This window comes from Pseudomonas sp. JL27(2026) (genome assembly GCF_056933555.1).
Map to the genome: position 1 here is coordinate 5,213,182 of NZ_CM167794.1, position 25,575 is coordinate 5,238,756.

Genomic DNA, 25,575 nt, shown 5'->3' on the forward strand with positions numbered 1-25,575 from the left:
CGGGTGTACGTTTTGAAGGCTGGTACGGTTTACCAAAAATAAACCAAGCCAGTCCCCGAGAAGCCGGCCACAAGCCGGCTTTTTAATGCCTGAAATAATCCTATCCCGTCCGAGAATCCACCTGCCTGATAGCCTAGCTATCACAGGCGTTTCAGGCGCTCCCCTGTCCGCTGGTGTCTGATGCGAAGCCTTGATCAGAAATGCTGACGAGCACTTCAAGAGCTATCTATGTTTAATCGCAGACTTCGACTCGCATGTCAGGAAACAGACGAAAATGAAAATTGATAAGCGTCTCGAGCAAGAAATAATTGATCTGATTGAGGCACTCGTTAATGGCGACTTCGATAAAATTTCCGCCAAAAGCTGGTATGGCAGACTCAACAGACCGGATATTGAGGCAAGAATCTCTGAGTACGGTAATACAGTAGTATTACCTCCAGCTTCTTTCGTAGAGAAAATAGATACTTATAAGTACAAGGATGGCTCTGGCATAGCGCTCCACGTTCCACTGTGGACAGAGGAAGAAGGAATGAGCGACCTGACTCTTTCCCTTGAGTTGATATATGAAGAAGCCAAAGCAAAGCTTCAAATGACTGATCTTCATGTTCTGTGAAACCCTGCGGCGCAAGCGCCTCGAAGGCGGGGAAGCAGGTTAGCAACGTTTGATGCCGCTCCAAACCACGGCTCGCCCTGGTCGAGAGCTTGCCAGTCATCTCGCTTAAGTGCTAAATCCAGCCCCTTACAAAAGCCTCATCTTTTATCCGGATCCTCTTCTCTGGGCTGGTGCCGGTATTGCGCTCAACGGGAGCCAAGGAAATGGTGCTTCACATCCCGACCCTGCTGACAGTCTCGGTCTTCGTGTTTTGTCTGATGGGCTTGTTGACCGGGCACGCCTGGCTTCGCGAAACACGTGAACGACCGTTGGCCTATTTGGGCGCCATGATGTTGCTTGCCGCGCTGGGCGTGGTACTCATCGGCTTGCGTGGCAAGGTGTACGACGTCATCCCGGTGGTACTCGCCAACGTTGTCCTGTTACTGAGTGCCGCGATGAACTGGACCGCCATGCGCGTATTCGTCGGCCGTTCACCCTCTGTACCGGGAATCTTCGCAGGTGCAGGCATTTGGTTGGTTTTGTGCCTGATTCCGGCTTTCCATGAATCGACACCGGCGCGAGTATCCGTGTACTCCGTGCTAGCCGTCGGCTATGGGCTACTGACCGCTCTGGAGTTTTGGCGTAGTCGCAATCACCTCGAAGTTGCTTACATGCCGGCATTGATACTGACCTTGTTGCATACCGGTTTCTATGGAGCACGGAGTATCAGCGATCAGGGCTTTTCCATGGATGAAGCACTGCAGGGAAGCGGTCCGGGTGTGTGTTTTTTCTCCTTCATGCTGTTCGAGTCCATGCTGTACGTCATCGGGATCGCCTATGTGACGTTGGCAATGGTCAAGGAGCGGGCCGAACTCAAGTTCAAGGCCGCAGCCTTTTGCGACCCGCTGACAGGCATCGGCAACCGTCGCGCCTTCATGTTTCACGGGGAGCAGATGCTGGTTGATGGCAAACGCCGGGGCGAACCCGTCGCCCTTTTGTTGTGCGATCTGGATCACTTCAAGCGCCTGAACGATACCTTCGGCCATCAAATGGGGGACCAAGCCCTGATCGCCTTCAGCCAGGTCGTGGGGGACAGTTTGCGTCCGCAGGATCTGCTGGGGCGCATAGGCGGCGAAGAGTTTGCCTGTCTGCTGATGAACGCCGACGAACATACCGCCGTAGACGTGGCCGAGCGTATTCGCCAGGCGTTTGCGCAACTGCCCCTGCTGGAGCCGGGACTGCTCAGCGTCAGCATCGGTGTCGTGACCACCCACGAGTCGGGTGACGAGCTTTCTCATCTGCTCTCGCAGGCTGATGAAGCACTGTACGACGCCAAGGATAACGGCCGTAACCGTGTCGAGACGCTACCCAGAATGAGCCGATTCCCTGGGCCAGCAATGGGCGTTAGCGCTGGATGATGACGCCGGCATCACCTCACGCCCAACCGCAACAGGTAAAGTGCCGATTCAACTTTCATCTGTAGGGACACAACCATGAAAAAGCTGCTGTTGCCTCTGTTGGCCGTCGCTTCATTGCACACTTCGTTGGCATTGGCCGAGTGCGCCAGTTCGCCCAGGCAGACAGCGGAAGCGTTTTACACCTGGTATCTCATGAGTGTCAGCCAGGACAAGAATCCGCTGACCGATGACGTGCCACAGATGAAACAGTACGTGTCGCAGGCGCTGATCCAGTCGATCAACAAGCAGATGGCCAGCCCGGATGGGCTTGATGAGGACTATTTCATCAAGGCTCAGGATTACATGGACGAATGGGTTTCCCACATCGCGGTCAGCGAGCCAGCCATACAGGGCACATCGGCCAGGGAACGTGTGACGCTGGGCAACACGCCCGAGACGACGCAGCGGCTGGAGGTGCGGCTGGTGAAAGACAAAACCTGCTGGAAGATCGACGACGTTCAAGCCCCAGCCGACCAGAACAACTGATCACAGGCTCCCCGCCCTTGAGCCGGGAGCCTCGCCCCGTCACGGATAGCTGAACGCCTTGACCAGCGTCAGCTCGCCGACCGCACGCATCGGCACCAGGAATGACTCCATTTTTTCGTTCGGCGTGCCCTCTTCGGTGATGAGGGTGATTTGTGCCGTGGTCAGCGGTTGCACCGCATCTTCCTGACCCTCCTCGTCGCTGCGATAGCCGCCGCCGAAGTAATTCACGTAAATCAGGTACTGGCCTTTGATCGGCGCCGGCATGGCGAAGATTTCCGGGCCGTAGCCGGTGGTGACGTCGACGTCCAGCGCTGCGCCGTTGGGTGCCGTGCGGTCGCCGTACCAAATGTGGGCGCCGTCGGGCGTGACCAGGTGCAAGTCGAGGTCGGTGTTGTCGCTGTCCCAGGACAACAACACCCGCAGCTTGGCCGGGGTTGCGCCACCGCTACTGTTGAGGAACTGCACGCGCTTGCGTTGCTGGCCGTCGGCGCTGCGCACTTCGACGCTGTTGCTGCCGCTGGGGAAAGAGAACGGCCGGTCGAAGCGACCGCTGGCATCGATTTTCAGCGGCATGCTGACGCCGTTGACGACGAGTTTTCCCGGCTCATTGGCGTTTTTGGGTGCGCCTTTGATCTCGCCCATGATGCGCGCCGTGTTTGCTTGGCCTGGCCGCGTATTGACCGAGGAGGCCGGGTAGTTGACGGTCTGCTGGAAATACTCGCCATCGCCCTCGACGGCGCCGCTGCGCCAGCCACCCTTGGGGGTGTCGAGCTGAATGCTGCTCTCGGCGATCACAGCTGGCAGTGTCAGCACGCCGCAGAGGAACAGGATGACCTGTGGATAACGGAATTTCATGGCCTATTCCAGTAAAAGGTGACGGGCAAGCCCTTCGATGTAGGTTTCATCCTGGCCATTGGGATGGGCTTCAAAGGCCAGGTGCAGGTATTCATGGGTCAGGTCGAGGCGGTCTTGCAGCGAGAGCACGCCACGCACGTAGATGCGCTGACGCTCGCGGTCGACATAAGGTCGACCGAAGCCCAGACGACAGACCGCGAACTGGCTGACTTCGTTGTAGCCGACTTCGCTTTCCAGCGGTTGGCGCCAGCGGCGACGCTGGTTTTGCAGCCACTCCTGCGCGGCGGGCAACGGCACGCAGGACGCGACCGGGTTGTCCCAACGGCTCAAACTTGCACGTGGATAAGCGTGCAGCAGGATGGCGTCGTAACGCTGCCCGGCGCTGGCCTGCTCGACGGCTTGTTGCCACGACAGTTTGTCTGGCGCCGCCTGATCGGAGTGATAGGTGACCGGTGTCCCGGCCAGCACGATGTCGCTGGTCCAGGCGGCGATGCTGCGCGATTCGGCGGTGGCCGGACGTGGCGCCACCCGTTGACGGCTGCTGCTGTCGTCGATGCTCAGGCACTCGCCACTGCGTCCGGCGTTCTGTAACAAGTAGGTGCGGATCGCCACGGCCAGTGCCTTGGCGGCTTCTGCCGGTTTGCTGCTGGCCTCGCGTTGCAGCACCCGCGCCACGTACTCCTCACGGTCCAGTCGGGCGATCAGTCGGGGCGCAGACGCGTCCTGCTGGAGAAAGACTTCGCCGCCGCTGTGGATATCGAGCTGGTTGCCATTGGCGAACTCGACCCGGTAATCCCCCTGCAAAGCCCCCGCCGCCGCTGGCCGGCCATCCTGAGTCACCCGTTGCACCGGATAACGCGAAAACAGGCTGACCTCGACACAGCGTCCGGCCTCCACCGGCCAGGTGGCCGGCAGAAAGCTTGCGAGAACGCTGGCGTAATCCTTCAGTACCCGCTGACTGGTGCCCCGCCCGCCAACCCAGATCGGCGTGCCGTCCGTCAGCCAACCGGCAAACCCGCCCTGGCGCGACCTAGCGTCCTGATCGGCCAGCCAGCTCCAGGTTTTGACCCGCAGACGCCCGCCCAACGCACCGACCACCGTGCCGTCCGCTGCGTTCAGCACCACGTCGAGCAACACCCGGCGCGCCTGTTGCTGAGCCGGTAAGGTGGCGAGTGTTTGCAGCAGTTCCGTCACCGACACTCGGGTTTCAGGCTGAAGTTGGTTGAGGTCCTGCAACCATGCCGGCGCCTGTCGGGCCTGCCAGTAAGCTCGCCAGACCGGTGCCTGCAATTGCAGCCGTTGCGGGTCGAAGTACAAACCGCAGGAACGCACCAGTGCCTGATCCCGGGCGATGCTGGCGCCCGGCGTGCAGCAATAGACTTCTTCGCGGGACTGGCCACGGCACTCGTAGGCCGGTTCGTTGCTGGCAGTGTCGACCAGCCAGGCGTAGACGAACAGTTTCCACAGACTGCCCAACGGGGCCTGGAGGCTGGCCGGCAATGGCTCACGTTCCTGCACCCGGGTTTTGCTCAGGTGCACCAGTTCGGCGGCCTGCCCGGTTTTCCAGGCCAGCCGCAGCGGTTCGCCCTGCGCGGTTGCCAGCGCAGGGAGTAGACACAACAGCAGGCAGCCCAAACGCCACGTCATGTTATTTGACCGTGACCTGACCAAGCGCCGGCTTCTGCTCCTGGACCTGATTCTGCGGCGCGTACACCTGGGTGAAGCGCGCTGGCGGCAGGTTGAACTGGCCTTTTTGCGAGAAGCGCACCAGATGCCGCATCCGCAGTTCGCCGCTGAGGCTGTCCACTGGAATCGCGTAGGCCATCTGGCCTTGCTCGAAGCGCGCCTTTTCCAGCGGTGCAGGTTCGTCGCCATCGTTGCCGATGAGCTTGATGCCCCACGTGGTGCGCTCGACATCCGCGCCCGGTGGCAGCGGCACTTCAACCATGCCGTAGCGCAGCGGGTTCTTGCTTTTGCTGTTGATGATGATTTCGTCCAGGTACAGGCTGTCGCTGGACAGCGGTTTGGTCCCGACCGGCTCCAACTTGAAGCTGAACGCTTCGTCCCCCGGTACCAGACGCGACAAGCGGCGGGTAATGGTCGCAGGCACCACACCGGACGCCGGTTGTTTGCTCAGGAAACTCAGGGCCGCACGTACCGGGCGTTCCTGTGCGCCGCTCAGCGACAGGACGCTCGGCGCTTGCGCACCTTGCCATTGCCAGAAGGTTTCGCCGGTAGCGCCCTGCTGTTGCTTCCAGCCTTGACCCGGTGTCAGCGCGACCGGCGTCGGCGTCTGTTCGAGGCTGCGTTGCAGCCAGCTCAACGCCAATGCGCGTTCCAGGGTCGATTGCTGTGGCAACAGGCGTTGCAGCAACGCTTGCGCATGGGCCTGATCGAAGGCCTGCACCGACAGGCTCAAGGCTTCGGCAAACGGCTCAGAGCTGACCGCCAGCAACTGCTGTGCATTGGCCAACTGCTGCGTGAACGCGTCCGGTGGCGTGACCTTGGCCTGCCGCGCCAGGGACGCAGTCAGTACCCGCGCACTGGCCAGGCCCAGCGAAGAGTCAGAAGCGCTCATTACCACGCTGCCTTCGCCATCCTCATTGAAAAAATCACCGTCACCCTCACCGGCTTTCGCCAGATCTTCCATCAGGCCGCTCAACAGCGTGTTGACCGGCAATTGCATCTGGCGGGCGAACGACAGGATCAATGCACGCTGCAACAGCGGTGTGCTGCCCGCCTGTTTTGCGTAGACGTCCAGCACCCGTTGCCAGTGCTCCGGCGGCAGGGTCAACTCCAGCGCTTTGCTGGCGTGCCAGTCGGCGTAGTAGGCGTAAGCGGTGAGGAACGCGTCCGGCTCACCGTCCTGCCCCCACCAGGTAAAGCTCGCCGACGGGCCGGCCATTTGCACCAGCCGCAAGCGACTGTTCTGCATGATCAGGCGCAAGCGGTCACGGATTTGCGGGTTCGCCGACAGCACCGGGTAAGCCATGCTCAACGGCAACAATTGGCTGGCGGTTTGCTCGACGCCGCCGTACGGGTAACCCAACAAGTCATCGAGCGAAGCACGGAACAGCGCTTGCGGGCTGTCGTCCAGACGCAGGCGAACCTCGCTGGCGTCGGCCGGCAGGCTCAGCGGGGTATCGCCACTGGCAACGTCCACGCTCTGGGTGTTCACCACTTGCCAGCCGTCGCCGGTGGTCGTCAGGTGCACCGCCAGGCCATCGGCGGTTTTGCCGTTCTGCACCAGCTCGGCGCTCCAGTCGCCATTACCGACCACGAAGGCCGGCAAGGCGATGTAGTTGATGCCGCTGTTCAGTGTCTGCGACAGGCGTTGTTCCTGCCCGGCGTAATGGATCACCAGTTCGGCCTTGACCGCTTGCTCGGCCTGATTGAAGGCAAACACCCCCAGGTCAGGCTTGTCGCCCGTGCGGAAACGGGTCGGCCCGCTCCACTTCAGGTACAGCGGTTTTTCCGAGCGGATGAACTGCTTCTTCTGCCCGACCTGACCGCCATCGGCAATCGCCCGCGCGGTGATGCGCCAGCGGGTCAGGGAGTCCGGCATCTTGAAGGTGAAACGGGTTTTGCCGTTGGCGTCGGTGACGAGCTCCGGCTGCCACGCGGCCGTGTCGACGTCTTCGCGACGCGGACGCTCCAGCACTTTCACCCCGCGTTCGCTGCGGTTGGCTTTGCCCGGCGCGCCAGGGCTGCCCGGCAACGCCACGTCGTAGCTGATGAATGACAGGCTGGCGCTGGTGCGCACGTTGTTGCGGCGCGGGTGATAGAAGAACTGGTCGATGCTTGGCGCCACTTCCGGTTGCAACGCGTAGACCATTTCGTCGACCACGCTGACCGTCAGGTGCGCCGGAACCGGCTTGCCGACAAACTGGGTGGTCAGGTCCACGGTCACGGTTTCGCCTGGCTGGTAGCGCTCTTTGTCGGTGGCAATCGCGACGTCGATTTGCGGCGTGACAACTTTGATCCCGGCGTTCTGGAAGCTGTACTCGCCGCCCTTGGTGTAGAGCACCGAGAAGGTCAGGTTCGGCGCAAAGTTGTCTTTCACCGCAATCCGCGCACGGTATTGGGTGGGGCTGAGTTTTTCCAGTTTCAACCAGTCGCCGCCCTTGGACAGCAACGCCGTGGCTTCGACTTTGTCGCGCTCCAGCGACAGCAGCGCATCGTTGATCGGTTCAGGGAAAGTCATCAACGCCAATGCTTCATCACCGGCCTTGTACTCGGCCTTGTCGAGCACGATTTCCACGGTGCCGGGCACGGCTTTGACGCCCTCGCCGGTGACCGAATGCCCGGTGGCGCCGAGCACGCGTTGCTGCTCGTCCTTGATCGTCAGGTTGTAGGTGCCGGGACGGTCGAACGCCACGCTGAAACCTTTGTCGGCAGGGGCCAGTTTGCCCTCGCCGGTAGACTGGTCTTCCAGCCGCACCCAGCTGTAGCGCACCGGTTTACCAGCCTTGGCCGGGGTGTTGCCACCCTCGTTGGTGTAGCTGAAGTTGACCTTGTCACCCACGGCGCTGAAACGCTGCGGCGCGCTCAGGCGGAAATTCGCGGCGCCACGGTCGATGAGGATTTCCTTGGTGGTCTTGACCCGATACGCCGCGCCATCGCTGGCGAACACGGTGAGCATGTAGCGGCTCGGTTTCTCCGCGGCCGGCAGGTCGATGGTCGCGTTGCCCTTGGCGTCTGTGGTCAGTTCGGTGCTGGTCAACTCCACCGGGAATTGCCCCAGGTATTGCAGCTCGTTGTCGACCATCGACAGTTGCTGGGCACGCAGGCTGAGTTGTAGCCGGGCATCGGTCACCGGTTTGCCGTCCGGGTACAGCAACACGAGATTACCCTTGACCGGTTCGCCCGTGTGGAAGTCCTGCTTGGCGAGGTTCAGGGAGATTTCAAAATGCGGCTTGATGTATTCAGCCACGCGAAACGCGCTGCTGTAGACCTGATCCTTGTAGCTGAAACGCAGCTCGTAACCGCCCGCCACCGCATTGTCCGGCAACTGGAAACGGCCCTGGGTGCCCGCCTTCGAGTCCAGCTTCAGCGCCAGTGACTGCAACGCCGTGCCCGTAGCGTCGAGCACGCTCACGTTCACGTCCGCCGCCCCTGGCTGCACCGAGTCGCGAGCGTTCTTGAACTCTCGGCCGACGATTTTCAGCGACACCCAATCGCCCGGCCGGTACAGCGGCCGGTCGGTGAAGGCGTAGAGTTTGGTGTCGTAGATTTCGCTGTCGTAATAGAAGTTCTCGGAGACGAAAACGCCGCCCTCCTCGTCCTCGCCGATCACGAAAGAACGCTCCGGGCTGACGTGTTTCAAGCGTAACAGGCCATCGGTATCGGTCGCGCCGCTGCTCATCACGCCCAGACCGTCGGTCCACAGCACGTTGACCTTGGGCACCGAGCTGCCTTCATGTTTGCCCGCGGCCCAGACCAGCAACTCGTCACCGGCAATCTTGCTCACGGCCACGGTGTTGGAAACAAAAACCATGGTGGTGGCGCGGTACTTGCCGATCAGCGCTTCGACCAGGTACAGGCCCGGTTTGAGCTTGCCCAACGGAATATAGACGTTGCCGGGTGCGACGCTGACGAACTCACTGGATGAACCGGCCAGGTTGACCCCGGCCGGTGGCTGGATCGGTTTGGCTTGCCACAGCGGATAACGGAACTGGCTGACCACCGGCAGGCCCGGGATCAGCGCAAATTGCGGCTGCGCCTCGTACGGTGTCGGAGCGACGATGGCGTTGCCCATTTTCAGTTCCGGGACGTCTTCGGTCACTTGCTTGCGCGACTCGTAGGAGAACGCCCGCTGCATCACCCGACGGGATTTGCGATACCAGTTGTCCCACAGGTACGCGAGGGTGTTGGACAAGCCTTCGCCCTTGAACTGGCCGTCACTGACCACCCGGTGCAGGTTTTTCTGGCGCTTGAGGAAGTCCAGCGGCTTGTCGATCCGATACACGCGGATGTCCGCGCCGCCGTACGGTTCCATGCGAAAGCGCCGATAGTCGCGGCCCGGCGCTTCGAGTCGCACCAGCGCCTGCTCGTCGCTGGCAAAACTGCTGTCGGCCAGCAGGAAAAAGCTCTCGCCGGACATCGGCGTGTAATTGCTCGGCTCCACCGAGTCCTCGGCGTTGACCGTGGCCAGGGGCGCGAGCAATGCCAGCAACAGGGGCAAACGTGAACACAGACGCAGCATGCGGGCTCCGATCATTGCGAGAGGAAGTTCAGTCGATAGACGCCGATGAAGTTGGGGTTGGCTGCGTCGGGTATCCATCGGGTGTCCTTCCATGTCATGAGTTGCTGCACGCTAGCGGAGCGCATGCCGTTGTCGGTGGGGGTGGTGGTGCCGGTGTGATAGGCGATGTAGCGGCCCATCCAGATCATCAGGTGCTGGTCGTCGCCCTGATCGAAGAACATCAAGTCGCCGGGGCGTGCCTGGCTCAGGTCACGGCCCACCAGGTGGCTGTTGAACTGGATCAGTTTGATCGCGTTGACGTACGGCCCGACCTTGCCGCCGCCCTGCTGCCATTGCTGGGCGAGGCGGCGCTGGCCGTCGCTGAGTTGCAGCTCGGGCGGCAGGTAGCGATTGGACAGGCCATTGCTGCGCAGCCATTTGTCGTCATGGGTTTTCAGTGCTTCGTTGGCAGCGAACCGCACCAGCCCGGCGCAGTCCTGCTGATACCAGCGCGGGCTCGGGCCTTGGGTCAGTTGTTCCTGGGCAATACGCACGAACCAGGCCCGAAACACCTGGGACTGTTGTGCATCGAGGGCCGCCACGGGCGGTGCTTCGGCGGCGTGCAAACGCGTGCCGAGCAACAACGCCAGCAGCCCCAGGCCTCTGAGCAACGCTGTCACAGGGCTTTCCATTGCAGCGGCAGCCATTGCCAGTGGCCGTCCGGCTCGCTGCCTTCAGGCAAGGTCAGGGCATATTTGCCGTAACCGCCGAGTTTGCGCAGTTTCGGAATCAGGTACGTCTGGGCAGCGTTGTAGAACACCGGCTCCATATCCTGCGGCAGGCTGTCGAGGGTTTCCTGCTGCATCAGTTGCGCCATGGCGTCCGGGCCGAAGTAGATCGGCATCAGCACATCCTTGGGCAGCACGTCGGCCAATGGCGGGAAGCGTTTGTCGAGGGTGCCGAGGGCTTTGTCGACCAGTTTGTCGTCCAACGAAAACAGCAACGTCGAGGCATGCCGCGCCAGGCTCACCCGCAGGAAGCTTTTGCCGGTAATCGCGTTCGGATCGCTCGCCTCCCTGGCCGGATACTGCCCGAAGTTGGAGCTGACCTGACGCTGCCACTGGTGGACCTCGCCCTGCTGTTTTTCCTCGACCGGGAATGCATGCTCAGCGACCTTGCTCTCATAGGCGCCGACCATCGAGCCGAACAGGCTGCCCAGGTCGCCATCGAGTTTGTCGCTGTTTTTGTCCTTGAGGCTGGCCACCAGCAGCGGCGTGTACAGCCGCGAATCGGCGTACCAGCACAGGCCTGCGGCACCGGCCATGTGCTCGGTCAACGCCTGGGCCACCGGCTCTTCGGCACCCAGTTTCACCAGCAAGGGTTTCTGCTGTTCGGCCGCCAATGGCAAGGCCACGCAGGCACTGGCGCCCATCGGCATGGCCTGCCAGATCGGCTTGAAGTCGAAGTCCGGCTGGTTTTCCAGTTCATCCAGCGCCAGGAAGCTGTGCCAGCCCTTGTCGTCCATGTCGAAACGCAGGCCGGCAAAGTTCGGAATAAAGCGCTGGTAACCCATGGCCAACACGCTGGCGTTCACCGAGATCCGTTGAGTGACCTCGGGTGCCCGTGGTGTCAGGCCAAAGGCTTCGGGGAACAGTTTGTCGCCCTTGAGCAGCGCTTCCAGGGCCTCGGTCGACACGGCGCCCGTCACATCCGTCGGGCCGTTGCTGAAGTCGTAGAGCTTGCCGGGGTTGGACAACACCACCAGTTTGTCGCCACGGGAAGCGAACAGCAGCGATCGGCTGGCGTTGAAATTGAGCTGGTACAGCGCCACCTCATCGCCGCCCACGTTCAAGGTGCCCACCTGGCTCAACTGCGAGTCGTCCAGGGCAACCTTGGCCAGCGGCTCAAGGATTTTGGCCAGGCCGCCACGGTCCATCACCAGCAGGAAGTCTTTCAAGCGCCCGTCGGCCCCGCGCCACAAGGCGACATCGGCCGGTTGGTCGAGCAACTCCTCAATCATGCTGTCCTGCATCTTCAAGTCATGCTCGTAGATGATCCGGCGCAGGCTGCCGATCAGCCCGAGGCGGTCGGCATGGGCCTCGTAATAGAAAACGAAGTCCTCGGTCAGCGTTTCGCGCAGGAACGGCACCGCCAGCAGGTCCTTGGGCAACTGGCTCAGGGAATGGGTTTCCAGCAGGCCATCGGGACGGCTCAGGCCCAGTTTGTCGCTGGCCAACTGCGCGGGCGGGGCTTTGGAGGTGTGCAAAAACCACCCCAGCCCACCCGCCGCGCCCGCCGCCAGGCACAGCCCGATCAGCAGCGCCGGCCAACGGCGAGAGGGTGTGGTAGCCGGTGTGCCGGCGTCCGGGGAAGCAATGTTTTCGCTCATGATTCACAAAACCCAATTCATCCGTGGAGCGGGATGTTCAATAGTTGAAAGTCTTGACCAGCAGCAGGTCGCCGATTGCCCGTAAAGGCACGACGAAGCTCTCGCGTTTTTCGTTAACGGTGTTTTCGTTGAGCACCAGGTTGATCTGCGACGTGATCACTTCGTTCTGGTTGCTGCCTTCTTCGAAGTTATAGCCGCCGTCGCCGAAGTTGCCCCAGTAGTTCACGTAAACCAGATAGGTGCCCTTCATCGGCGCGGTCATGGTGAACATTTCCGGCCCCGGCCCGTCGACGCCGTCCGGGTCGAGTCCGCCACCATTGGTCAACGCGGTATGGGCGAAGAACGCGTGCTGGCCGTCCGGGGTGATGATGTGCAGGTCGAGTTCAGCCTTGGGATCGTCCCAGCCGAGCACCACGCGGATGCGCACCGGGGTTCGCAAATCATTGGCTTCGTAAAATTGCACGCGCTTGAGCGAGCGCCCTTCGGCGCTGCGCACTTCGACGCTGTTGGAACCGGCGCCAAACGCATACGGGCGGGCGAAACGGCCTTGCTCGTCGGTGTACAGGTTCAGGGGATTGCCGTTGACAGCCAGGGTGTGCGGCCCGCGCTGACTGCCGATGGCCTTGAGCTGGCCTTCGATCATCGTGCGATTACGCTGAACGCCACGGTCGATGGGCGGCGTGGGGTAGGCGACGCGAGGGTTTTCAGTGCGGTCCATCAGGCCGGAATACCGCCAGCCGCCCACTGGCTCCTGAAGTTCGGCCGAAGGCTCTGCCCAGGCAACCGTCGCCCACACCAGCGTCATCGCGAGCGAAAGAAAAAGACGCATGTGATGCCTCCTGCCATGCATGACGAAACCTTGCGCCCATTCCTCGACGCAGTACAGACAGGATAGAGCCTGATTCAGCAGCGCTATCGTCGACGGTTGTACGAAAGGTCGGAAGGTTAGCGATTCGGCTACTTATTAACAATCGGATACATTTGTTTTTGAGGTAACCATCACCCTCTGAGACTGCCACACTGGCAAGCCTGAGCTGGACGGTGAGCCGATTAGCGTCGACAATCGGCTCACTAAATGAGCCGAATAGCTTTTCTATTCGGCTCACAGCCCGAGTACCGACCTCATGTCATACCCTCACTGGATCTGGCAGCACCCCGATTGGCCAGAATTTCACTGGCAAACCGAGCGTCTCGCACCCTTATTGCGCGAGTGCGTGCAGGCCCAGGGAAAGCTGCTGGGCATGGCAGGCACCGTCAATGAAGCACTCAGTGCACAGAACGAACTCGATGCCTTGTTGCAAAACATCGTGACTTCGTCGGCCATCGAAGGTGAACCGTTAAATGTTGGCTCGGTACGTTCATCCCTCGCCCGTCGGTTAGGCCTGGAGCAGGACGCCGATAACCGCGTAAGCAAACGCAGCGAAGGTTTGGCGGAGTTGATGCTGGACGCGACACAACATTTCGCTCAACCGTTGACCCTTGAACGGCTGATGCATTGGCATGAATGTCTGTTTCCCGCACAGGACGACCTTATGCCAAGGTCTTTTCGCGTCGGTGCACTGCGTGGTGAGGAACCGATGCAAGTAGTGTCCGGCCGACTGGACCGACCGACAGTGCATTTCGAAGCGCCGCCGCGAGAGGGTCTGGAACAACAACTGAGGGGTTTCCTCGACTGGTTCAATGCCAGCGAGCGGCAAGCTGGCCTCGATCCCTTTTTGCGGGCGGGGATGGCCCATTTCTGGTTCGTGACACTGCACCCCTTCGATGATGGCAATGGCCGCCTGACACGTACCCTGACCGACCTTGCGCTCGCTCAGGGCGAAAACCAGTCGATCCGTTTTTATGCCATGTCGGCCAGCATTCTCGATGACCGGGCAGGCTATTACCGCGTACTTGAAACCACCCAGAAAGCCAACCTGGATATCAGCGAATGGCTGGAGTGGTTTCTGCAAACGTTGCTACGCAGCCTTCAACAGGCGATGGTCCGCATCGAACGAGTACTCGGCAAGGCGCGCTTCTGGAATGACCATCGAGAGCAGCCGTTGTCCGTCGAACAAATCAAAGTCCTGAACCGTCTGCTCGATGGTGGAGAAAAGGGCTTTGAGGATGGCATCAGCGCTGCTCAGTACCAAACCGTCGCGAAGGTCTCCAAAGCCACTGCCACTCGCCATTTGGCTGAACTGCTGGAAAAAGGCTGCCTCGCCCGCCTGCCGGGCGGCGGACGGAGCACCCGTTATCGAATCAACTACCCTCAGACGATCAAACCGTAATCACTCCAGCACACCAACCAGCACCGAACGCCGTAACAACGACAGTGCAAACACCACAAACACGCAAGCCGCGGCGGACAACGCCAACGGCAGGCCATGGGCGCTGGTCGACATGGCCACACCGCTCAGCAGCGGGCCGAGCAGGCTGCCCAGCCCCCATAGAAACCCGGCGCTGGCGTTGGCCGTGACCAGGTCCTGACCTTTGAAGCCCTGGCCGATCAGGATAATCGCCAGGGTATAAATCCCGCCCGCAACGGCGCCCAGCACGGCCAGGCCCGGCCACAGCAGCAACGGCCGCCCCATCAGCCAGGGCAGGCTGATGCCGATCAGCACCGCGAGCACGCCGCAGGCCAGGTAGATTTTCGGCCGGGCGATCTTGTCCGACAGCCAGCCCAGGGGAAACTGAAACACCGCATCGCCCAGCAGGATCACCGTCACCATCAACGCCGCGAGCTGGATGGCGTAGCCGTGGCTGGCGGCGTAAACCGCAAACATCGACAGAATCACGCTATCGAAGAACGAAAAGAAGATGATCCCCATGCACAGCGCTGGCGCCACCCGAATGAACCCCAGCACCGAAAAAGACCGTTGCCCGTCCTGCGGGTGGCTGCTCACACCGCCCGGCATCGCCCAGCCAATGGCCACCATGGCCAGCACATGCCCGGCCACCACGCTGGCAATCACGTGCGGGCCTTCAGTGCCGAACACCGCGACCATGCCCGGCCCCAGCAACTGGAACACCGTGAAGCACGTGGTGTAGATCGCCACTGTCCGGCCGCGATGGCCGTCCTCGGCCAGCTCATTCACCCAGGACTCCCCGAGAATAATGATGACCCCGGCCGCCAGCCCCATCAGCAGCCGCGCCACCGCCAGGCCATAGCCATTGGTCGACAGGCCCTCAATGGCCGCAATGCTCAGGCCTGAAAGCGCGAAACAGCCGAGGTAAATGTGTCGGCGACTCAGCCGCTGGCATAGCCACCCCACGATAAACGCCGAGAGCATCATGCCCGCCGCAGGCAGCGCCGACATCACGCCGATCTGCACATTCGATGCACCGGCCTGATACAGGCGCAGTGCGACCACCGGGACCGTCGAGCCGATACTCAGGCCGACAATCGACACACCGAGTATCAGCGCCGCCAACAACGCTCGATTCATTGAGCTATTCATCAATCCTCCACATCCGCAAAAAAACCACACAGACACGCCCTCGCCCATCAACGGTTCAGGCCATGCGCCCAAACGCCCGTCGAGGTGGCGAACGTCTCGCGAAGAAATCAGTGTTTTTTGGCGGGAGGCGAAAAAGTGAACGCGAACAAAATGCTGCGACGGCGGCTGTTGGCCGAATGAGGATCCGAAACGGCGTGACCTGGACGGGTCGTCAAGGGCTGCCGAATGGAGGAGAAAAAGTACAAGGACATGCGCGTCTCAATGAACGGGTGTCGCTAATGCATTAAAGGCAGCCGACACGCCTCGAACCGAGCCTGTCGCCTGCATCCTGAAGAACCACGCTGAGCGCTCAACCCTGAGCGGCGCCGCAAACGGCCAGCCGCGCCAGCCTACGTCAGGCCCCGAACACAAATCAACCCGGCGCGCGGCAGCGCTATGCTGACAGGCGAATTGCCCCTCCCCCCCCTATCTGCTAGTGTCGCGCCGGTTTAACGTCTACCGGAATTGCCGCCATGGCCCGCAAAAAAGCTGCACTGGATTTCGAACAATCTCTCGCTGACCTGCAAACACTGGTCGAGCGCCTGGAGAACGGCGAGTTGTCGCTGGAAGACTCGCTGACCGCCTTCGAACAAGGCATCGGCTTGACCCGCGACTGCCAGGCTGCGCTGGCCCAGGCCGAGCAAAAGGTTCAAGTGTTGCTCGAGCGTGACGGCGAGCTGACCGAGGCGCCCTTTGACGCGGAACAGCCAGAATGATCGCAGCGTATTCGGCCAGCAGTCAGGCCCGGGTCAACGCGGCACTGGAAACGCTCTTCGTCGCGCCGAGCCCGGAACTGGCGCGCCTGTATGAAGCCATGCGCTACAGCGTAATGAACGGCGGCAAACGCGTGCGCCCGTTGCTGGCCTACGCGGCCTGCGAAGCGCTGGGCGCCGACCCTGAACAGGCCAACGGCGCGGCGTGTGCGGTGGAGTTGATCCACGCGTATTCGCTGGTGCACGACGACCTGCCGGCCATGGACGACGACGATCTGCGTCGCGGCCAGCCCACCACCCACAAGGCGTTCGATGAGGCCTGTGCGATTCTGGCCGGTGATGGCCTGCAAAGCCTGGCCTTCACCGCCCTGCTCGACCCGCACCTGAACGGTGCCGACGCCCAGACTCGCCTGCAAATGGTCAGCGCCCTGGCGTTGGCGGCAGGCCCGGCCGGCATGGTCGGCGGCCAGGCCATCGACCTCGGTTCGGTCGGCCTCAAGCTCGACCAGAAAGCCCTCGAATACATGCACCGGCACAAAACCGGTGCGCTGATCGAAGCCAGCGTCAAACTGGGCGCACTGGCCAGTGGTCGCGCCGAAAAAGACGAACTCAAGTCCTTGCAGGCTTATGCACAGGCCATCGGCCTGGCCTTTCAAGTGCAAGACGACATTCTCGACGTCGAAAGCGATACCGCGACCCTCGGCAAACGCCAGGGCGCCGACATTGCCCGCGACAAACCGACTTACCCGGCCCTGCTCGGCCTCGATGCGGCCAAGGCCTATGCCCTGGAACTGCGCGATCAGGCCCTGCACGCCCTGCGACCGTTTGACGCGTGCGCCGAGCCGCTACGCGAGCTGGCCCGCTATATCGTCGAACGCCGCAGCTGACAGCGGATCCGCCAACTTAAAAGCAACGCGTGGGCAGGGGGCGATGCATCAGGTAAACTGCCGCCTCTTTTATACCTATAACGATTCGCCTGATGCCCACGACGTTTCATGAGATTCCCCGCAAGCGCCCGACCACGCCCCTGCTCGACCGTGCCCACACGCCGGACGGCCTGCGCAGGTTAGGCGAAGCCGAGCTGGAAACCCTGGCCGATGAGTTGCGCCTGGAGTTGCTCTACACCGTCGGTCAGACGGGCGGGCATTTCGGTGCAGGTCTTGGCGTCATCGAACTGACCATCGCGCTGCATTACGTCTTCGACACCCCGGACGACCGGCTGGTGTGGGACGTGGGTCATCAGGCTTATCCGCACAAGATCCTCACCGGCCGCCGCGAGCGCATGGGCACCCTGCGCCAGAAGGACGGCATTGCCGCGTTCCCGCGTCGCTCCGAGAGCGAGTACGACACCTTTGGCGTCGGCCACTCCAGCACCTCGATCAGCGCCGCGCTGGGCATGGCCATTGCTGCCCGCCTGCAAAACAGTGATCGCAAGGCTATTGCAGTGATCGGCGACGGCGCACTGACCGCCGGCATGGCGTTCGAAGCGCTGAACCACGCGCCTGAAGTCGACGCCAACATGCTGGTGATCCTCAACGACAACGACATGTCGATCTCGCGCAATGTCGGCGGGCTGTCGAACTACCTGGCGAAAATCCTTTCCAGCCGCACCTACGCAAGCATGCGTGAAGGCAGCAAAAAGGTCCTGTCGCGCCTGCCCGGCGCCTGGGAAATCGCCCGTCGTACCGAAGAATACGCAAAAGGCATGCTGGTACCCGGCACCTTGTTCGAAGAACTGGGCTGGAACTACATCGGCCCGATCGACGGCCATGACCTGCCGACCCTGATCGCCACCCTGCGCAACATGCGTGACCTCAAGGGCCCGCAGTTCCTGCACGTGGTGACCAAAAAAGGCAAAGGCTTCGCCCCGGCGGAAGTCGACCCGATCGGTTACCACGCCATCACCAAACTCGAACCGCTGGACGCACCGGCTGCCGCACCGAAGAAATCCGGCGGGCCGAAGTACTCCGGCGTATTTGGCGAGTGGCTGTGCGACATGGCCGCCGCTGATCCACGGCTGGTCGGCATCACGCCTGCAATGAAAGAAGGCTCCGATCTGGTGGCCTTCAGCGAGCGCTTCCCGCTGCGCTACTTCGACGTGGCGATTGCCGAGCAACACGCCGTGACGTTCGCGGCCGGCATGGCCTGCGAAGGCGCAAAACCGGTGGTGGCGATCTATTCGACCTTCCTGCAACGCGGCTACGACCAGTTGGTGCATGACGTTGCAGTGCAGAACCTCGACGTGCTGTTCGCCATCGACCGCGCAGGCCTGGTGGGCGAAGACGGCCCGACCCACGCTGGCAGTTTCGACCTGTCGTTCCTGCGCTGCATCCCCGGCATGCTGGTGATGACCCCGAGCGACGAAAACGAACTGCGCAAAATGCTCACTACCGGCCACCTGTACAACGGCCCGGCGGCAGTGCGTTACCCGCGTGGTACCGGCCCGAACGCAACCATCGAGAAGAACCTCGAACCGATTGAGATCGGCAAAGGCGTGATTCGTCGTCAGGGCAGCACCGTTGCCTTGCTGGTGTTCGGCGTGCAACTGGCCGAAGCGCTGAAAGTCGCCGAGACGCTGGATGCGACGGTGGTCGACATGCGCTTCGTCAAACCGCTGGATGAAGCGCTGGTCCGCGAGATTGCCGGCAGCCATGCGCTGCTGGTGACCGTTGAAGAGAACGCCATCATGGGCGGTGCCGGTGGCGCAGTCAGCGAGTTTCTCGCCCGAGAAAACATCCTCAAGCCTGTGCTGCACCTGGGCCTGCCGGACATTTACGTCGAGCACGCCAAACCGGCGCAAATGCTCGCCGAATGTGGGTTGGATGAGGCCGGGATCGAAGCGGCGGTGCGCGAGCGCCTGCAACTGCTGGGCCTCTAAACCCCGGATTCACGCAATACCCTGTGGGAGCGGGCTTGCTCGCGAAAGCGGTGTAAACGTCACATTGATGTTGAATGTGCCACCGTCTTCGCGAGCAAGCCCGCTCCCACATTGGTTTTGTGCAACCTTCAGATATGTACTCGCTGCAAAATGACAATGGATTGCCCATGAAACTCCCCCGCCTCGCCCTGACGCTGACCCTTCTGCCGGCCGGACACCTTCTGGCCGACACCTTCGAGCGCGAACAGGCATTGAAGCTGCCCGACGTAGTGATCAGCGCCAACCGCCAGGTCGAGGCACGCAATGACAGCAGCGCCGCCAACACGGTGTTCACCCGCGAAGACATCGATCGCCTGCAACCGGGCAGCGTGACCGATCTGCTGCGCCGTGTGCCGGGCGTGCAGGTTTCGCAGACCGGTGGACGCGGCAGCCTGCCCGGGATTTACATACGCGGCACCAAATCGGCGCAAAGCCTGGTGCTGGTGGACGGCCAGCGTATCGGCAGTTCGACCTCCGGCGACAGCAACCTGCAGCACCTGAACATTCAGCAGATCGAGCGCGTCGAAGTACTGCGTGGCTCGCGCTCGGTGATCTACGGCAGTGACGCGATTGGCGGGGTGATTCAGATCTTCACCCGCCGCAGCACCGAACAGGGCCTGCAACCGCGCCTGCACATGGGGTTTGGCAGCAACCAGACCTGGGAACGCAGCCTCGGCGTGTCTGGCGGCGATGCGCAAACCCGCTTCAACCTGGGCGCCAGCCTCGATGAGACGGCCGGGATCAACCGCACGCATCAGTCCTACTCAAGCGATGGCGACCACGATGCCTATCGCAACAAGTCCCTGAGCCTGAGCTTGAGCCACGCCTTTAATGACAGACTTGAGGTTGGTTTCAATGTGCTGGATAACCGAGGCAAGAGCGAAATTGACAGCCCGTTCGGGCGTTATGATTCCGTCACGAGAAAAAGCTATCAGCAAAAGCCGTATAGCGAGTTCATGGTCAGCGGCGTCAGCAGTTACGTCGACGCCCGCATCAACGATGCATGGAAGTCCCGCGTGGAGCTGGGCCACAGCGAAAACCGTGAAAAAACGCTCGACACGCTCAGCGACGAACACAGCGTATTCAACACTTACCGCAACTCGTTGAACTGGCAGAACGACCTGACGCTCAACAAACAGAACAGCCTGATCCTCGGCGGCGACTGGTATGAAGACCGGCTCAGCAGCGACTTCGACGTCTTTGGCGAGCGCAAAACGCTCGACGAAGACAGCCGCTGGAACCGTGCGGCGTTCATCCAGCATCGCTTCCAGGCTGAACATTTCTCCACCGAACTGGGCCTGCGCCGCGACCAGAACCAGCAGTTTGGCGGCCAGAACAGCTGGAGTGGCACCGTCACCCTGCCGCTGAACACAAACAACGACGTACTGCTGAACTACAGCGAAGGTTTCCGCGCGCCGACGTTCAACGACCTCTATTACCCGGACGACCAATACCAGAAAAACAGCAACCCGAACCTCAAGCCTGAAACCTCGAAAAGCTACGAAGTGCAGTGGCGCAGCCAGCTCAGCGACAGCAGCCGACTGGAAGCCTCGCTGTACCGAACCGATATCAAGGAGGCGATTGTGTTCGGCGGCGACGGTCCAGAAAACGTCGCCTCGGCACAGATCAACGGTTTCGAAGCGGCGCTCAAACAAGAGTTGTTCGGCTGGCAGAGCAACCTCGGGGTTTCGATCATCGACCCACGGGACCGTGACAGCGGCCATACCCTGGCACGCCGCGCCCGGCGCACGTTGAGCCTGGACCTTGACCGTCAATTCGATCAACTGGGCCTCGGCGCCAGTTGGCAAGCGGTGAGCAGCAGTTACGACGACGAAAAAAACACCCGGCCACTGGGCGGTTATGCCTTGCTCGGGCTACGCAGCAGTTGGGCGATGAATCGCGAGGTCAAGCTTGAGCTGAAGGTCGATAACCTGCTGGACAAAGGCTATAGCCGCGCGCTGTACCAGCACGAAGGCAACCCGTATGGCTATCGCGAAGAAGGTCGGGCGTGGATGTTTGGCGTGACCTGGACGCCGGAAATCTAACAAACAACACTGGCCATTGTGGCGAGGGAGCTTGCTCCCGCTCGGGTGCGCAGCAGCCGCAATCAAATACGACACTATTGATCTGAAGAAAACCATTGGCAGGTCTTGGGGCTGCTTCGCAGCCCAGCGGGAGCAAGCTCCCTCGCCACAGGTCAGCGGTCGGGCGCGATCAACCGGCACAGCTTGGCGGTCGCGTCGATCATCTGCCCGCTCGGGCGCTCCAGGCCTTTGTCTGTCACCAGCAGCAATTGCCCTTGCACCACCGCGCTCACCTGCTTCCAGGTTTTCCAGGCATCCAGTTGTGCCTGGGTGCTGGCGAGGATCGCTTGCGGGTTGCGTTGCAGCACGGCCTCCACGCTGACTTGCGGCGCGGGCAGGTTCAGGTCGGCAAACACGTTGCGCGCCCCGCACACTTCAAGCGCATCGCTGATGATCTGGCCACCGCCCACGGTGTAGAGCGGCTGATCCCAGACCTGATAAAACACCTTCAGCGGCTCATCGCGACGATAACGCTGACGCAAACCGCCGAGCCGCGTGCGCAAATCGGCCGCCAGTTTCTGCCCACGCTCGGGCCGGCCAAGCTGTTGGGCAATCACTTCGATTTGGGTGGTGAGTTGTTCGAGGCTATGGGGTTCGGCAACGAGCGTGGGGATCCCCAAGCGGCTCAGTTGCTCGCGTTGTGCCGGGCCGACGCTGCCGGGCCAGAGCAGCAGCAAGTCAGGCTTGAGACTGAGCAGGCGCTCCATGTCCAGTTGACCGTAACGGCCAACCGACGGCACGGACTTGAGTTCAGCGGGGCGGTCGCCCGCATCCAGCACACCGACCAGAAGGTCCGCCGAACCCAGTTCGACGACGATTTCCGAGAGTGACGGCGCGAGGCTGACCACCCGTTCCAGCGCCACCGCCGAGCCACTGGCGACCAGCAGCAGAACCGCCAGCCAGCGGCGCATCAACCGAGTTGACGCGGAATACGGTAGAGGTAAAACAGCACCGTAGTGGACAACGCCAGCAGCACCAATGGCACCGCTTCGAGGCCGACAAACACCGCCAGCGCGCCAATCCAGGCCGGTAGCCCTGCCGCCAGAAACGCCACGCGGCGCTTGGCCGCCAAGGCGATCCAGGCCGCAGGCTCATCCGGGGTGTCGAGGGCTTTTTGGGTAGCGATCAGGGCGTGTTTGTAACCGCCAAAAAAACGCAGGCTGACAAACATCGACGCCACGCCCGCAATGAAAAACGGCATCGCCAGCATCGGCAGAATCGCCTCGCCCAGGCCAAACACACCGTTGATCACGAACAGCGGCAACAAGGCCAGCGCCAGGTATTGCCACCAACTGACGGACAGTCGCCGCCGAACCTGGCCGCGAGTCACGCCCGGTCCGCCTCGCCCTGATGCTCGTTGCCCATCATGTGGTCGAGCTTGCTGGCCTTGGTCGCCAGATAGAGTTTGTTGTGCGGGTTGTGACCGGTGTGCAGCGGCACGCGCTCGGCAACGACGATGCCCATGTCGGTCAAGGCCTTGACCTTGCGCGGGTTGTTGGTCATCAGGCGCAGGGATTTGACGCCCAGGTGCTCCAGCATCGGCAGGCACATGGCGTAGTCGCGCTGATCCGCGGCAAAGCCCAGACGCTCGTTGGCTTCCACAGTATCGGCGCCGCCGTCCTGCAGTTCATAGGCGCGGATCTTGTTCAGCAGGCCAATGCCACGACCTTCCTGACGCAAGTACAGCAACACGCCACGGCCTTCGCGGGCAATCGCCTGCAAGGCAGCCTCAAGTTGCGAACCACAGTCACAACGCTGGCTGAACAAGGCATCGCCGGTCAGGCACTCGGAGTGCAACCGGCCGAGTACCGGGGCACCATCGGCGAACTCACCCAGGCTCAGTACAACGTGCTCGCGGCCTGTGGCCTCATCGAGAAAGCCATGCATGGTGAATTGCGCAAAAGGGGTTGGCAGCTTGGAAGCAGCGACGAAAACGACGGGCACCGTGTGCTCCTGATCTGTATGAGGAGTGGAGATTCGCAGAGGCGGCATTGTAACAGCAGGTTCTGACAGACGCTTAGGCTGAATTATCGGCCATAACGATCAGGAAGTTTGATAACTACACCGACATCCTCTCCCACAATGGATCGTTGCCAGCCACAAGGCTTGCTTTCAGTTCGCATTGAATGGGTAAGGTTGCTTCCAACGCTCGAAGATCGGTTTCAACTGGCCGCTCTTGATCAGCGCTTCCATGCGCTGATCGTACAAGGCCATCAAGGCGCGGGCCTGTGGCGTATCGGCAAAACCCAGGTACAGCGGCAATTCTGCCAAGTGCGTGCTTTTGTACAGCGACACATCTGGCGCCTCGGCAAGCAGGCTGTTGATTTCGGTCAGGGCATCGATGTAGTAATCGGCGCGGCTCTGCTTGAGCATCGGCAGAATGCCGGAACGGCGCTCGATCTGGTTGTAGCGACGGATGTTGGGCAGATAGGTTTCATAGCGGTAACCACGCACCCAGGCCAGTCGGTACTTGCCCAAGGTCGCCAGGGTCGGCGCCGGACTGCTCGCCAGGCCCAGCGTGTAGATGTGATCGGCGTCGTAGTTCCAGTGCGGATACAGCACATTCTTTGCTTCGTCACGGTAGGACCCCACCACCGCGTCTACCTCGCGAAGCTGTACCAGGCCGACAGACCGGGTGTAAGGCTCGGTGCGCATCTGCAGCTTGACGCCAGCCGGCTCAAAGATTTCCCGAAGAATGTCCCAGCCCAGCCCATGACCGTCAGCGGCGGTGTAGTCGGTCCAGTCTTCGCTGACGAGTTGTATTCGCACAGGCGTCGACGCCACTTCCTCCGCTCGGGCAACCGAACAGAGCAGCGCAAACACCAGAACCCACCACCAACGCCCCACCATCCTTAACCCCTTATTCAGTCCTTCAGACGAAGAACCAGACCAGCCCCTGCATCGCCAGCCAGGCAAACACCCCGGCCAGTACATCGTCGAGCATGATCCCGAAGCCGCCGTGCACATGCCGGTCGACCCAACTGATCGGCCACGGCTTGAGAATGTCGAAAAAACGGAATATCAAAAACCCCGCCAACATCCAATACCAACCTTGCGGCACCAGCCACAGGGTGATCCACATCCCGACCATCTCGTCCCAGACGATGCCTTCATGGTCGTGTACCCGCAAATCGCTGGCCACCCTGCCGCACAACCAGATGCCGAACAGCAGGGTGACGCCGAGCATCAGCCAGTAACCCCAGCCGGGCAACATCTGCCACAACGGGATAAAGGGTAGCGCAACTAATGAGCCCCAGGTGCCCGGTGCCTTGGGCAGGGTGCCGGAGCCGAAACCGAAGGCCAGGAAATGCCAGGGATTGCGCCAGACCGATGGCGGCACACTCGCTGCCGGAACCTGTTTGGGGTGATCTGTCACGGGGTCTCCCGAAAATGTTGATAACCCCGGGTTTGCGGGGTGATGTCCTTTCCGTTTGCGTCCATGAGGGTCACGCCCTGCCCGGTCACGACCCGGCCAATGACGTGGATCGGCCAGCCGTCGGCCAGCAATGCCGGCAGCTCCAGCGGCGGCAAGGTGAAGGCCAGCACGTAATCGTCGCCGCCGCTGAGGGCCGCGACTTGCGCAGCGTCCCGACCGAGGAACGTCAGCAACGCCGCCGACAGCGGCACTTTCTCGCGCTCGACCTGCAAGCCCACCTTTGAGGCCTTGGCGATATGCCCGCAATCGGCGAGCAGGCCGTCGGAGATGTCCAGCGCCGAGGTCGCCTTGGCGCGCAGGGCCTGCCCCAGCGCCAACTGCGGCTGTGGCGACCAATAATGCGCCAGCAGCGGCTCGCTGACATTCGCCGGGGCGACGCGCCCACCCAGCACCAGCGACAATGCCCCGGCGGCGTTCCCCAACTCACCGCCGACACACAGCAAGTCGCCAGGTTGCGCGCCGCTGCGGGTCAGGGCCTGGCCGGTCGGGACTCGGCCAAACACGGTCATCGTCAGGCTCAGCGGGCCGCGCGTGGTGTCGCCGCCCACCAGCCGCACGCCACAGTTTTGCGCCATGGCGTTCAAACCACGGGCGTAGGCGTCCAGCCAATCGGCGGTGACCGTCGGTAATGTCAGGGCAAGGGTAAAAGCGACAGGGGTGGCGCCCATGGCAGCCAGATCGCTGACCGCCACGGCCAGCGAGCGCTGACCGAGCAGAAACGGGTCGCAAGGGTCTGCGAAATGCACACCGGCCACGAGGGTGTCGGTGGAAATGGCCAACTGTTCCCCAGCGGGAACAGCGAGCAAGGCGCAGTCATCGCCGATCCCCAGGGCCACCCCTTCGCCGGCCTGTGCGCACGGCGCGGCGGCGAAGTAGTTGCGGATCAGCTCAAACTCACCCATTGGGTATCCTGTCTCACCGGTACTGTTCTTTTTTTGGGCAGAGCCTGCTGTCGCCAGACTGCGTTGGCGCGCCTCACCCTG

21 protein-coding genes are annotated in these 25,575 nt (G+C 61.7%); 8 read left to right on the forward strand and 13 right to left on the reverse strand.

Features of this window, described 5'->3' with window-relative positions; genetic code table 11:
* Positions 1-274: 274 nt before the first annotated feature.
* The 3 genes from AC1Z1G_RS23775 (at position 275) to AC1Z1G_RS23785 (ending at position 2,535) form a co-directional block, all read left to right on the forward strand.
* The gene (locus AC1Z1G_RS23775; RefSeq protein ID WP_483622742.1) at positions 275-613 is read left to right on the forward strand and encodes a DUF7668 domain-containing protein; all 339 of its coding nucleotides are present in this window, start codon (positions 275-277) and stop codon (positions 611-613) included.
* A 203-nt stretch (positions 614-816) separates the two neighbouring features.
* Positions 817-2,010: a GGDEF domain-containing protein gene (locus AC1Z1G_RS23780; RefSeq protein WP_483622744.1), complete on the forward strand. Its 1,194-nt coding sequence runs from the start codon at positions 817-819 to the stop codon at positions 2,008-2,010.
* A gap of 75 nt (positions 2,011-2,085) precedes the next feature.
* The gene (locus tag AC1Z1G_RS23785) at positions 2,086-2,535 is read left to right on the forward strand and encodes a DUF3828 domain-containing protein (RefSeq protein WP_483622746.1); all 450 of its coding nucleotides are present in this window, start codon (positions 2,086-2,088) and stop codon (positions 2,533-2,535) included.
* 39 nt (positions 2,536-2,574) lie between these two features.
* On the opposite strand, the gene AC1Z1G_RS23790 is transcribed toward AC1Z1G_RS23785, so the two are convergent.
* The 6 genes from AC1Z1G_RS23790 to AC1Z1G_RS23815 are packed head-to-tail and all read right to left on the reverse strand — an operon-like array spanning position 2,575 to position 12,792.
* Positions 2,575-3,390 carry a YfaP family protein gene (locus AC1Z1G_RS23790; protein WP_483622748.1) on the reverse strand — a complete coding sequence of 272 codons (816 nt, stop codon included), beginning with the start codon at positions 3,388-3,390 and terminating at the stop codon, positions 2,575-2,577.
* A gap of 3 nt (positions 3,391-3,393) precedes the next feature.
* Complete coding sequence (locus tag AC1Z1G_RS23795) at positions 3,394-5,037, reverse strand: DUF2300 domain-containing protein (RefSeq protein ID WP_483622750.1); 1,644 nt, start codon at positions 5,035-5,037, stop codon at positions 3,394-3,396.
* A gap of 1 nt (position 5,038) precedes the next feature.
* Positions 5,039-9,610 carry an alpha-2-macroglobulin family protein gene (locus AC1Z1G_RS23800; RefSeq protein ID WP_483622752.1) on the reverse strand — a complete coding sequence of 1,524 codons (4,572 nt, stop codon included), beginning with the start codon at positions 9,608-9,610 and terminating at the stop codon, positions 5,039-5,041.
* Positions 9,607-10,266, reverse strand: a complete 660-nt coding sequence (locus AC1Z1G_RS23805) for a DUF1175 domain-containing protein (protein WP_483627980.1) — start codon at positions 10,264-10,266, stop codon at positions 9,607-9,609. Before AC1Z1G_RS23805 ends, AC1Z1G_RS23800 begins: the two co-directional genes overlap by 4 nt.
* Positions 10,251-11,963, reverse strand: coding sequence for a DUF2138 domain-containing protein (locus AC1Z1G_RS23810; protein ID WP_483622754.1), 1,713 nt, complete (start codon positions 11,961-11,963; stop codon positions 10,251-10,253). Before AC1Z1G_RS23810 ends, AC1Z1G_RS23805 begins: the two co-directional genes overlap by 16 nt.
* A 37-nt stretch (positions 11,964-12,000) precedes the next feature.
* Positions 12,001-12,792: a YfaP family protein gene (locus tag AC1Z1G_RS23815; RefSeq protein WP_483622756.1), complete on the reverse strand. Its 792-nt coding sequence runs from the start codon at positions 12,790-12,792 to the stop codon at positions 12,001-12,003.
* Between the two features lie 295 nt (positions 12,793-13,087).
* Between AC1Z1G_RS23815 and AC1Z1G_RS23820 the strand changes: the two genes are divergently transcribed.
* The gene (locus AC1Z1G_RS23820) at positions 13,088-14,233 is read left to right on the forward strand and encodes a Fic family protein (protein ID WP_483622758.1); all 1,146 of its coding nucleotides are present in this window, start codon (positions 13,088-13,090) and stop codon (positions 14,231-14,233) included.
* Here AC1Z1G_RS23820 and AC1Z1G_RS23825 read toward each other — a convergent pair whose 3' ends face one another.
* Positions 14,234-15,391, reverse strand: a complete 1,158-nt coding sequence (locus tag AC1Z1G_RS23825) for an MFS transporter (protein ID WP_483627981.1) — start codon at positions 15,389-15,391, stop codon at positions 14,234-14,236. It lies immediately after the preceding gene.
* Between the two features lie 524 nt (positions 15,392-15,915).
* Here AC1Z1G_RS23825 and AC1Z1G_RS23830 point away from each other — a divergent pair.
* The 4 genes from AC1Z1G_RS23830 to AC1Z1G_RS23845 all read left to right on the forward strand — a co-directional run bounded on the left by AC1Z1G_RS23830 (position 15,916) and on the right by AC1Z1G_RS23845 (position 21,117).
* Positions 15,916-16,158: an exodeoxyribonuclease VII small subunit gene (locus AC1Z1G_RS23830; RefSeq protein WP_019693836.1), complete on the forward strand. Its 243-nt coding sequence runs from the start codon at positions 15,916-15,918 to the stop codon at positions 16,156-16,158.
* Positions 16,155-17,042: a (2E,6E)-farnesyl diphosphate synthase gene (ispA, locus tag AC1Z1G_RS23835; RefSeq protein WP_483622760.1), complete on the forward strand. Its 888-nt coding sequence runs from the start codon at positions 16,155-16,157 to the stop codon at positions 17,040-17,042. The genes AC1Z1G_RS23830 and ispA overlap by 4 nt, the downstream gene beginning before the upstream one ends.
* A 92-nt stretch (positions 17,043-17,134) precedes the next feature.
* Positions 17,135-19,033, forward strand: a complete 1,899-nt coding sequence (gene dxs / locus AC1Z1G_RS23840; RefSeq protein WP_483622762.1) for a 1-deoxy-D-xylulose-5-phosphate synthase — start codon at positions 17,135-17,137, stop codon at positions 19,031-19,033.
* A 167-nt stretch (positions 19,034-19,200) separates the two neighbouring features.
* Positions 19,201-21,117: a TonB-dependent receptor domain-containing protein gene (locus tag AC1Z1G_RS23845; protein ID WP_483622763.1), complete on the forward strand. Its 1,917-nt coding sequence runs from the start codon at positions 19,201-19,203 to the stop codon at positions 21,115-21,117.
* A 152-nt stretch (positions 21,118-21,269) separates the two neighbouring features.
* On the opposite strand, the gene AC1Z1G_RS23850 is transcribed toward AC1Z1G_RS23845, so the two are convergent.
* From AC1Z1G_RS23850 to thiL, 6 genes are all read right to left on the reverse strand, one after another.
* Entirely contained in the window at positions 21,270-22,067 is a 798-nt protein-coding gene (locus AC1Z1G_RS23850; protein WP_483622765.1) for a cobalamin-binding protein, read from the reverse strand.
* Positions 22,067-22,486 carry an MFS transporter gene (locus AC1Z1G_RS23855; RefSeq protein WP_483622767.1) on the reverse strand — a complete coding sequence of 140 codons (420 nt, stop codon included), beginning with the start codon at positions 22,484-22,486 and terminating at the stop codon, positions 22,067-22,069. Before AC1Z1G_RS23855 ends, AC1Z1G_RS23850 begins: the two co-directional genes overlap by 1 nt.
* On the reverse strand, positions 22,483-23,100 hold the full coding sequence (ribA, locus tag AC1Z1G_RS23860) for a GTP cyclohydrolase II (RefSeq protein WP_347902248.1): 618 nt from the start codon (positions 23,098-23,100) through the stop codon (positions 22,483-22,485). Before ribA ends, AC1Z1G_RS23855 begins: the two co-directional genes overlap by 4 nt.
* A 168-nt stretch (positions 23,101-23,268) precedes the next feature.
* The gene (locus AC1Z1G_RS23865; protein WP_483622769.1) at positions 23,269-24,006 is read right to left on the reverse strand and encodes a substrate-binding periplasmic protein; all 738 of its coding nucleotides are present in this window, start codon (positions 24,004-24,006) and stop codon (positions 23,269-23,271) included.
* 22 nt (positions 24,007-24,028) lie between these two features.
* Positions 24,029-24,532, reverse strand: coding sequence for a phosphatidylglycerophosphatase A family protein (locus AC1Z1G_RS23870; RefSeq protein ID WP_483622771.1), 504 nt, complete (start codon positions 24,530-24,532; stop codon positions 24,029-24,031).
* The gene (gene thiL / locus AC1Z1G_RS23875) at positions 24,529-25,494 is read right to left on the reverse strand and encodes a thiamine-phosphate kinase (RefSeq protein ID WP_483622772.1); all 966 of its coding nucleotides are present in this window, start codon (positions 25,492-25,494) and stop codon (positions 24,529-24,531) included. The genes AC1Z1G_RS23870 and thiL overlap by 4 nt, the downstream gene beginning before the upstream one ends.
* Between the last annotated feature and the right edge of the window lie 81 nt (positions 25,495-25,575).

What these genes read in the sequence shown, in the direction of transcription:
- AC1Z1G_RS23820 (WP_483622758.1), top strand. Translation starts at nt 13,088, where the DNA reads ATGTCATACCCTCACTGGATCTGGCAGCACCCCGATTGGCCAGAATTT.
- dxs (WP_483622762.1), top strand. Translation starts at nt 17,135, where the DNA reads ATGCCCACGACGTTTCATGAGATTCCCCGCAAGCGCCCGACCACGCCC.
- AC1Z1G_RS23780 (WP_483622744.1), top strand. Translation starts at nt 817, where the DNA reads ATGGTGCTTCACATCCCGACCCTGCTGACAGTCTCGGTCTTCGTGTTT.
- thiL (WP_483622772.1), bottom strand. Translation starts at nt 25,494, where the DNA reads ATGGGTGAGTTTGAGCTGATCCGCAACTACTTCGCCGCCGCGCCGTGC.
- AC1Z1G_RS23775 (WP_483622742.1), top strand. Translation starts at nt 275, where the DNA reads ATGAAAATTGATAAGCGTCTCGAGCAAGAAATAATTGATCTGATTGAG.
- AC1Z1G_RS23850 (WP_483622765.1), bottom strand. Translation starts at nt 22,067, where the DNA reads ATGCGCCGCTGGCTGGCGGTTCTGCTGCTGGTCGCCAGTGGCTCGGCG.
- AC1Z1G_RS23865 (WP_483622769.1), bottom strand. Translation starts at nt 24,006, where the DNA reads ATGGTGGGGCGTTGGTGGTGGGTTCTGGTGTTTGCGCTGCTCTGTTCG.
- AC1Z1G_RS23825 (WP_483627981.1), bottom strand. Translation starts at nt 15,391, where the DNA reads ATGAATCGAGCGTTGTTGGCGGCGCTGATACTCGGTGTGTCGATTGTC.
- AC1Z1G_RS23785 (WP_483622746.1), top strand. Translation starts at nt 2,086, where the DNA reads ATGAAAAAGCTGCTGTTGCCTCTGTTGGCCGTCGCTTCATTGCACACT.
- AC1Z1G_RS23805 (WP_483627980.1), bottom strand. Translation starts at nt 10,266, where the DNA reads ATGGAAAGCCCTGTGACAGCGTTGCTCAGAGGCCTGGGGCTGCTGGCG.
- AC1Z1G_RS23810 (WP_483622754.1), bottom strand. Translation starts at nt 11,963, where the DNA reads ATGAGCGAAAACATTGCTTCCCCGGACGCCGGCACACCGGCTACCACA.
- AC1Z1G_RS23790 (WP_483622748.1), bottom strand. Translation starts at nt 3,390, where the DNA reads ATGAAATTCCGTTATCCACAGGTCATCCTGTTCCTCTGCGGCGTGCTG.
- AC1Z1G_RS23830 (WP_019693836.1), top strand. Translation starts at nt 15,916, where the DNA reads ATGGCCCGCAAAAAAGCTGCACTGGATTTCGAACAATCTCTCGCTGAC.
- AC1Z1G_RS23795 (WP_483622750.1), bottom strand. Translation starts at nt 5,037, where the DNA reads ATGACGTGGCGTTTGGGCTGCCTGCTGTTGTGTCTACTCCCTGCGCTG.
- ispA (WP_483622760.1), top strand. Translation starts at nt 16,155, where the DNA reads ATGATCGCAGCGTATTCGGCCAGCAGTCAGGCCCGGGTCAACGCGGCA.
- AC1Z1G_RS23845 (WP_483622763.1), top strand. Translation starts at nt 19,201, where the DNA reads ATGAAACTCCCCCGCCTCGCCCTGACGCTGACCCTTCTGCCGGCCGGA.
- AC1Z1G_RS23815 (WP_483622756.1), bottom strand. Translation starts at nt 12,792, where the DNA reads ATGCGTCTTTTTCTTTCGCTCGCGATGACGCTGGTGTGGGCGACGGTT.
- AC1Z1G_RS23800 (WP_483622752.1), bottom strand. Translation starts at nt 9,610, where the DNA reads ATGATCGGAGCCCGCATGCTGCGTCTGTGTTCACGTTTGCCCCTGTTG.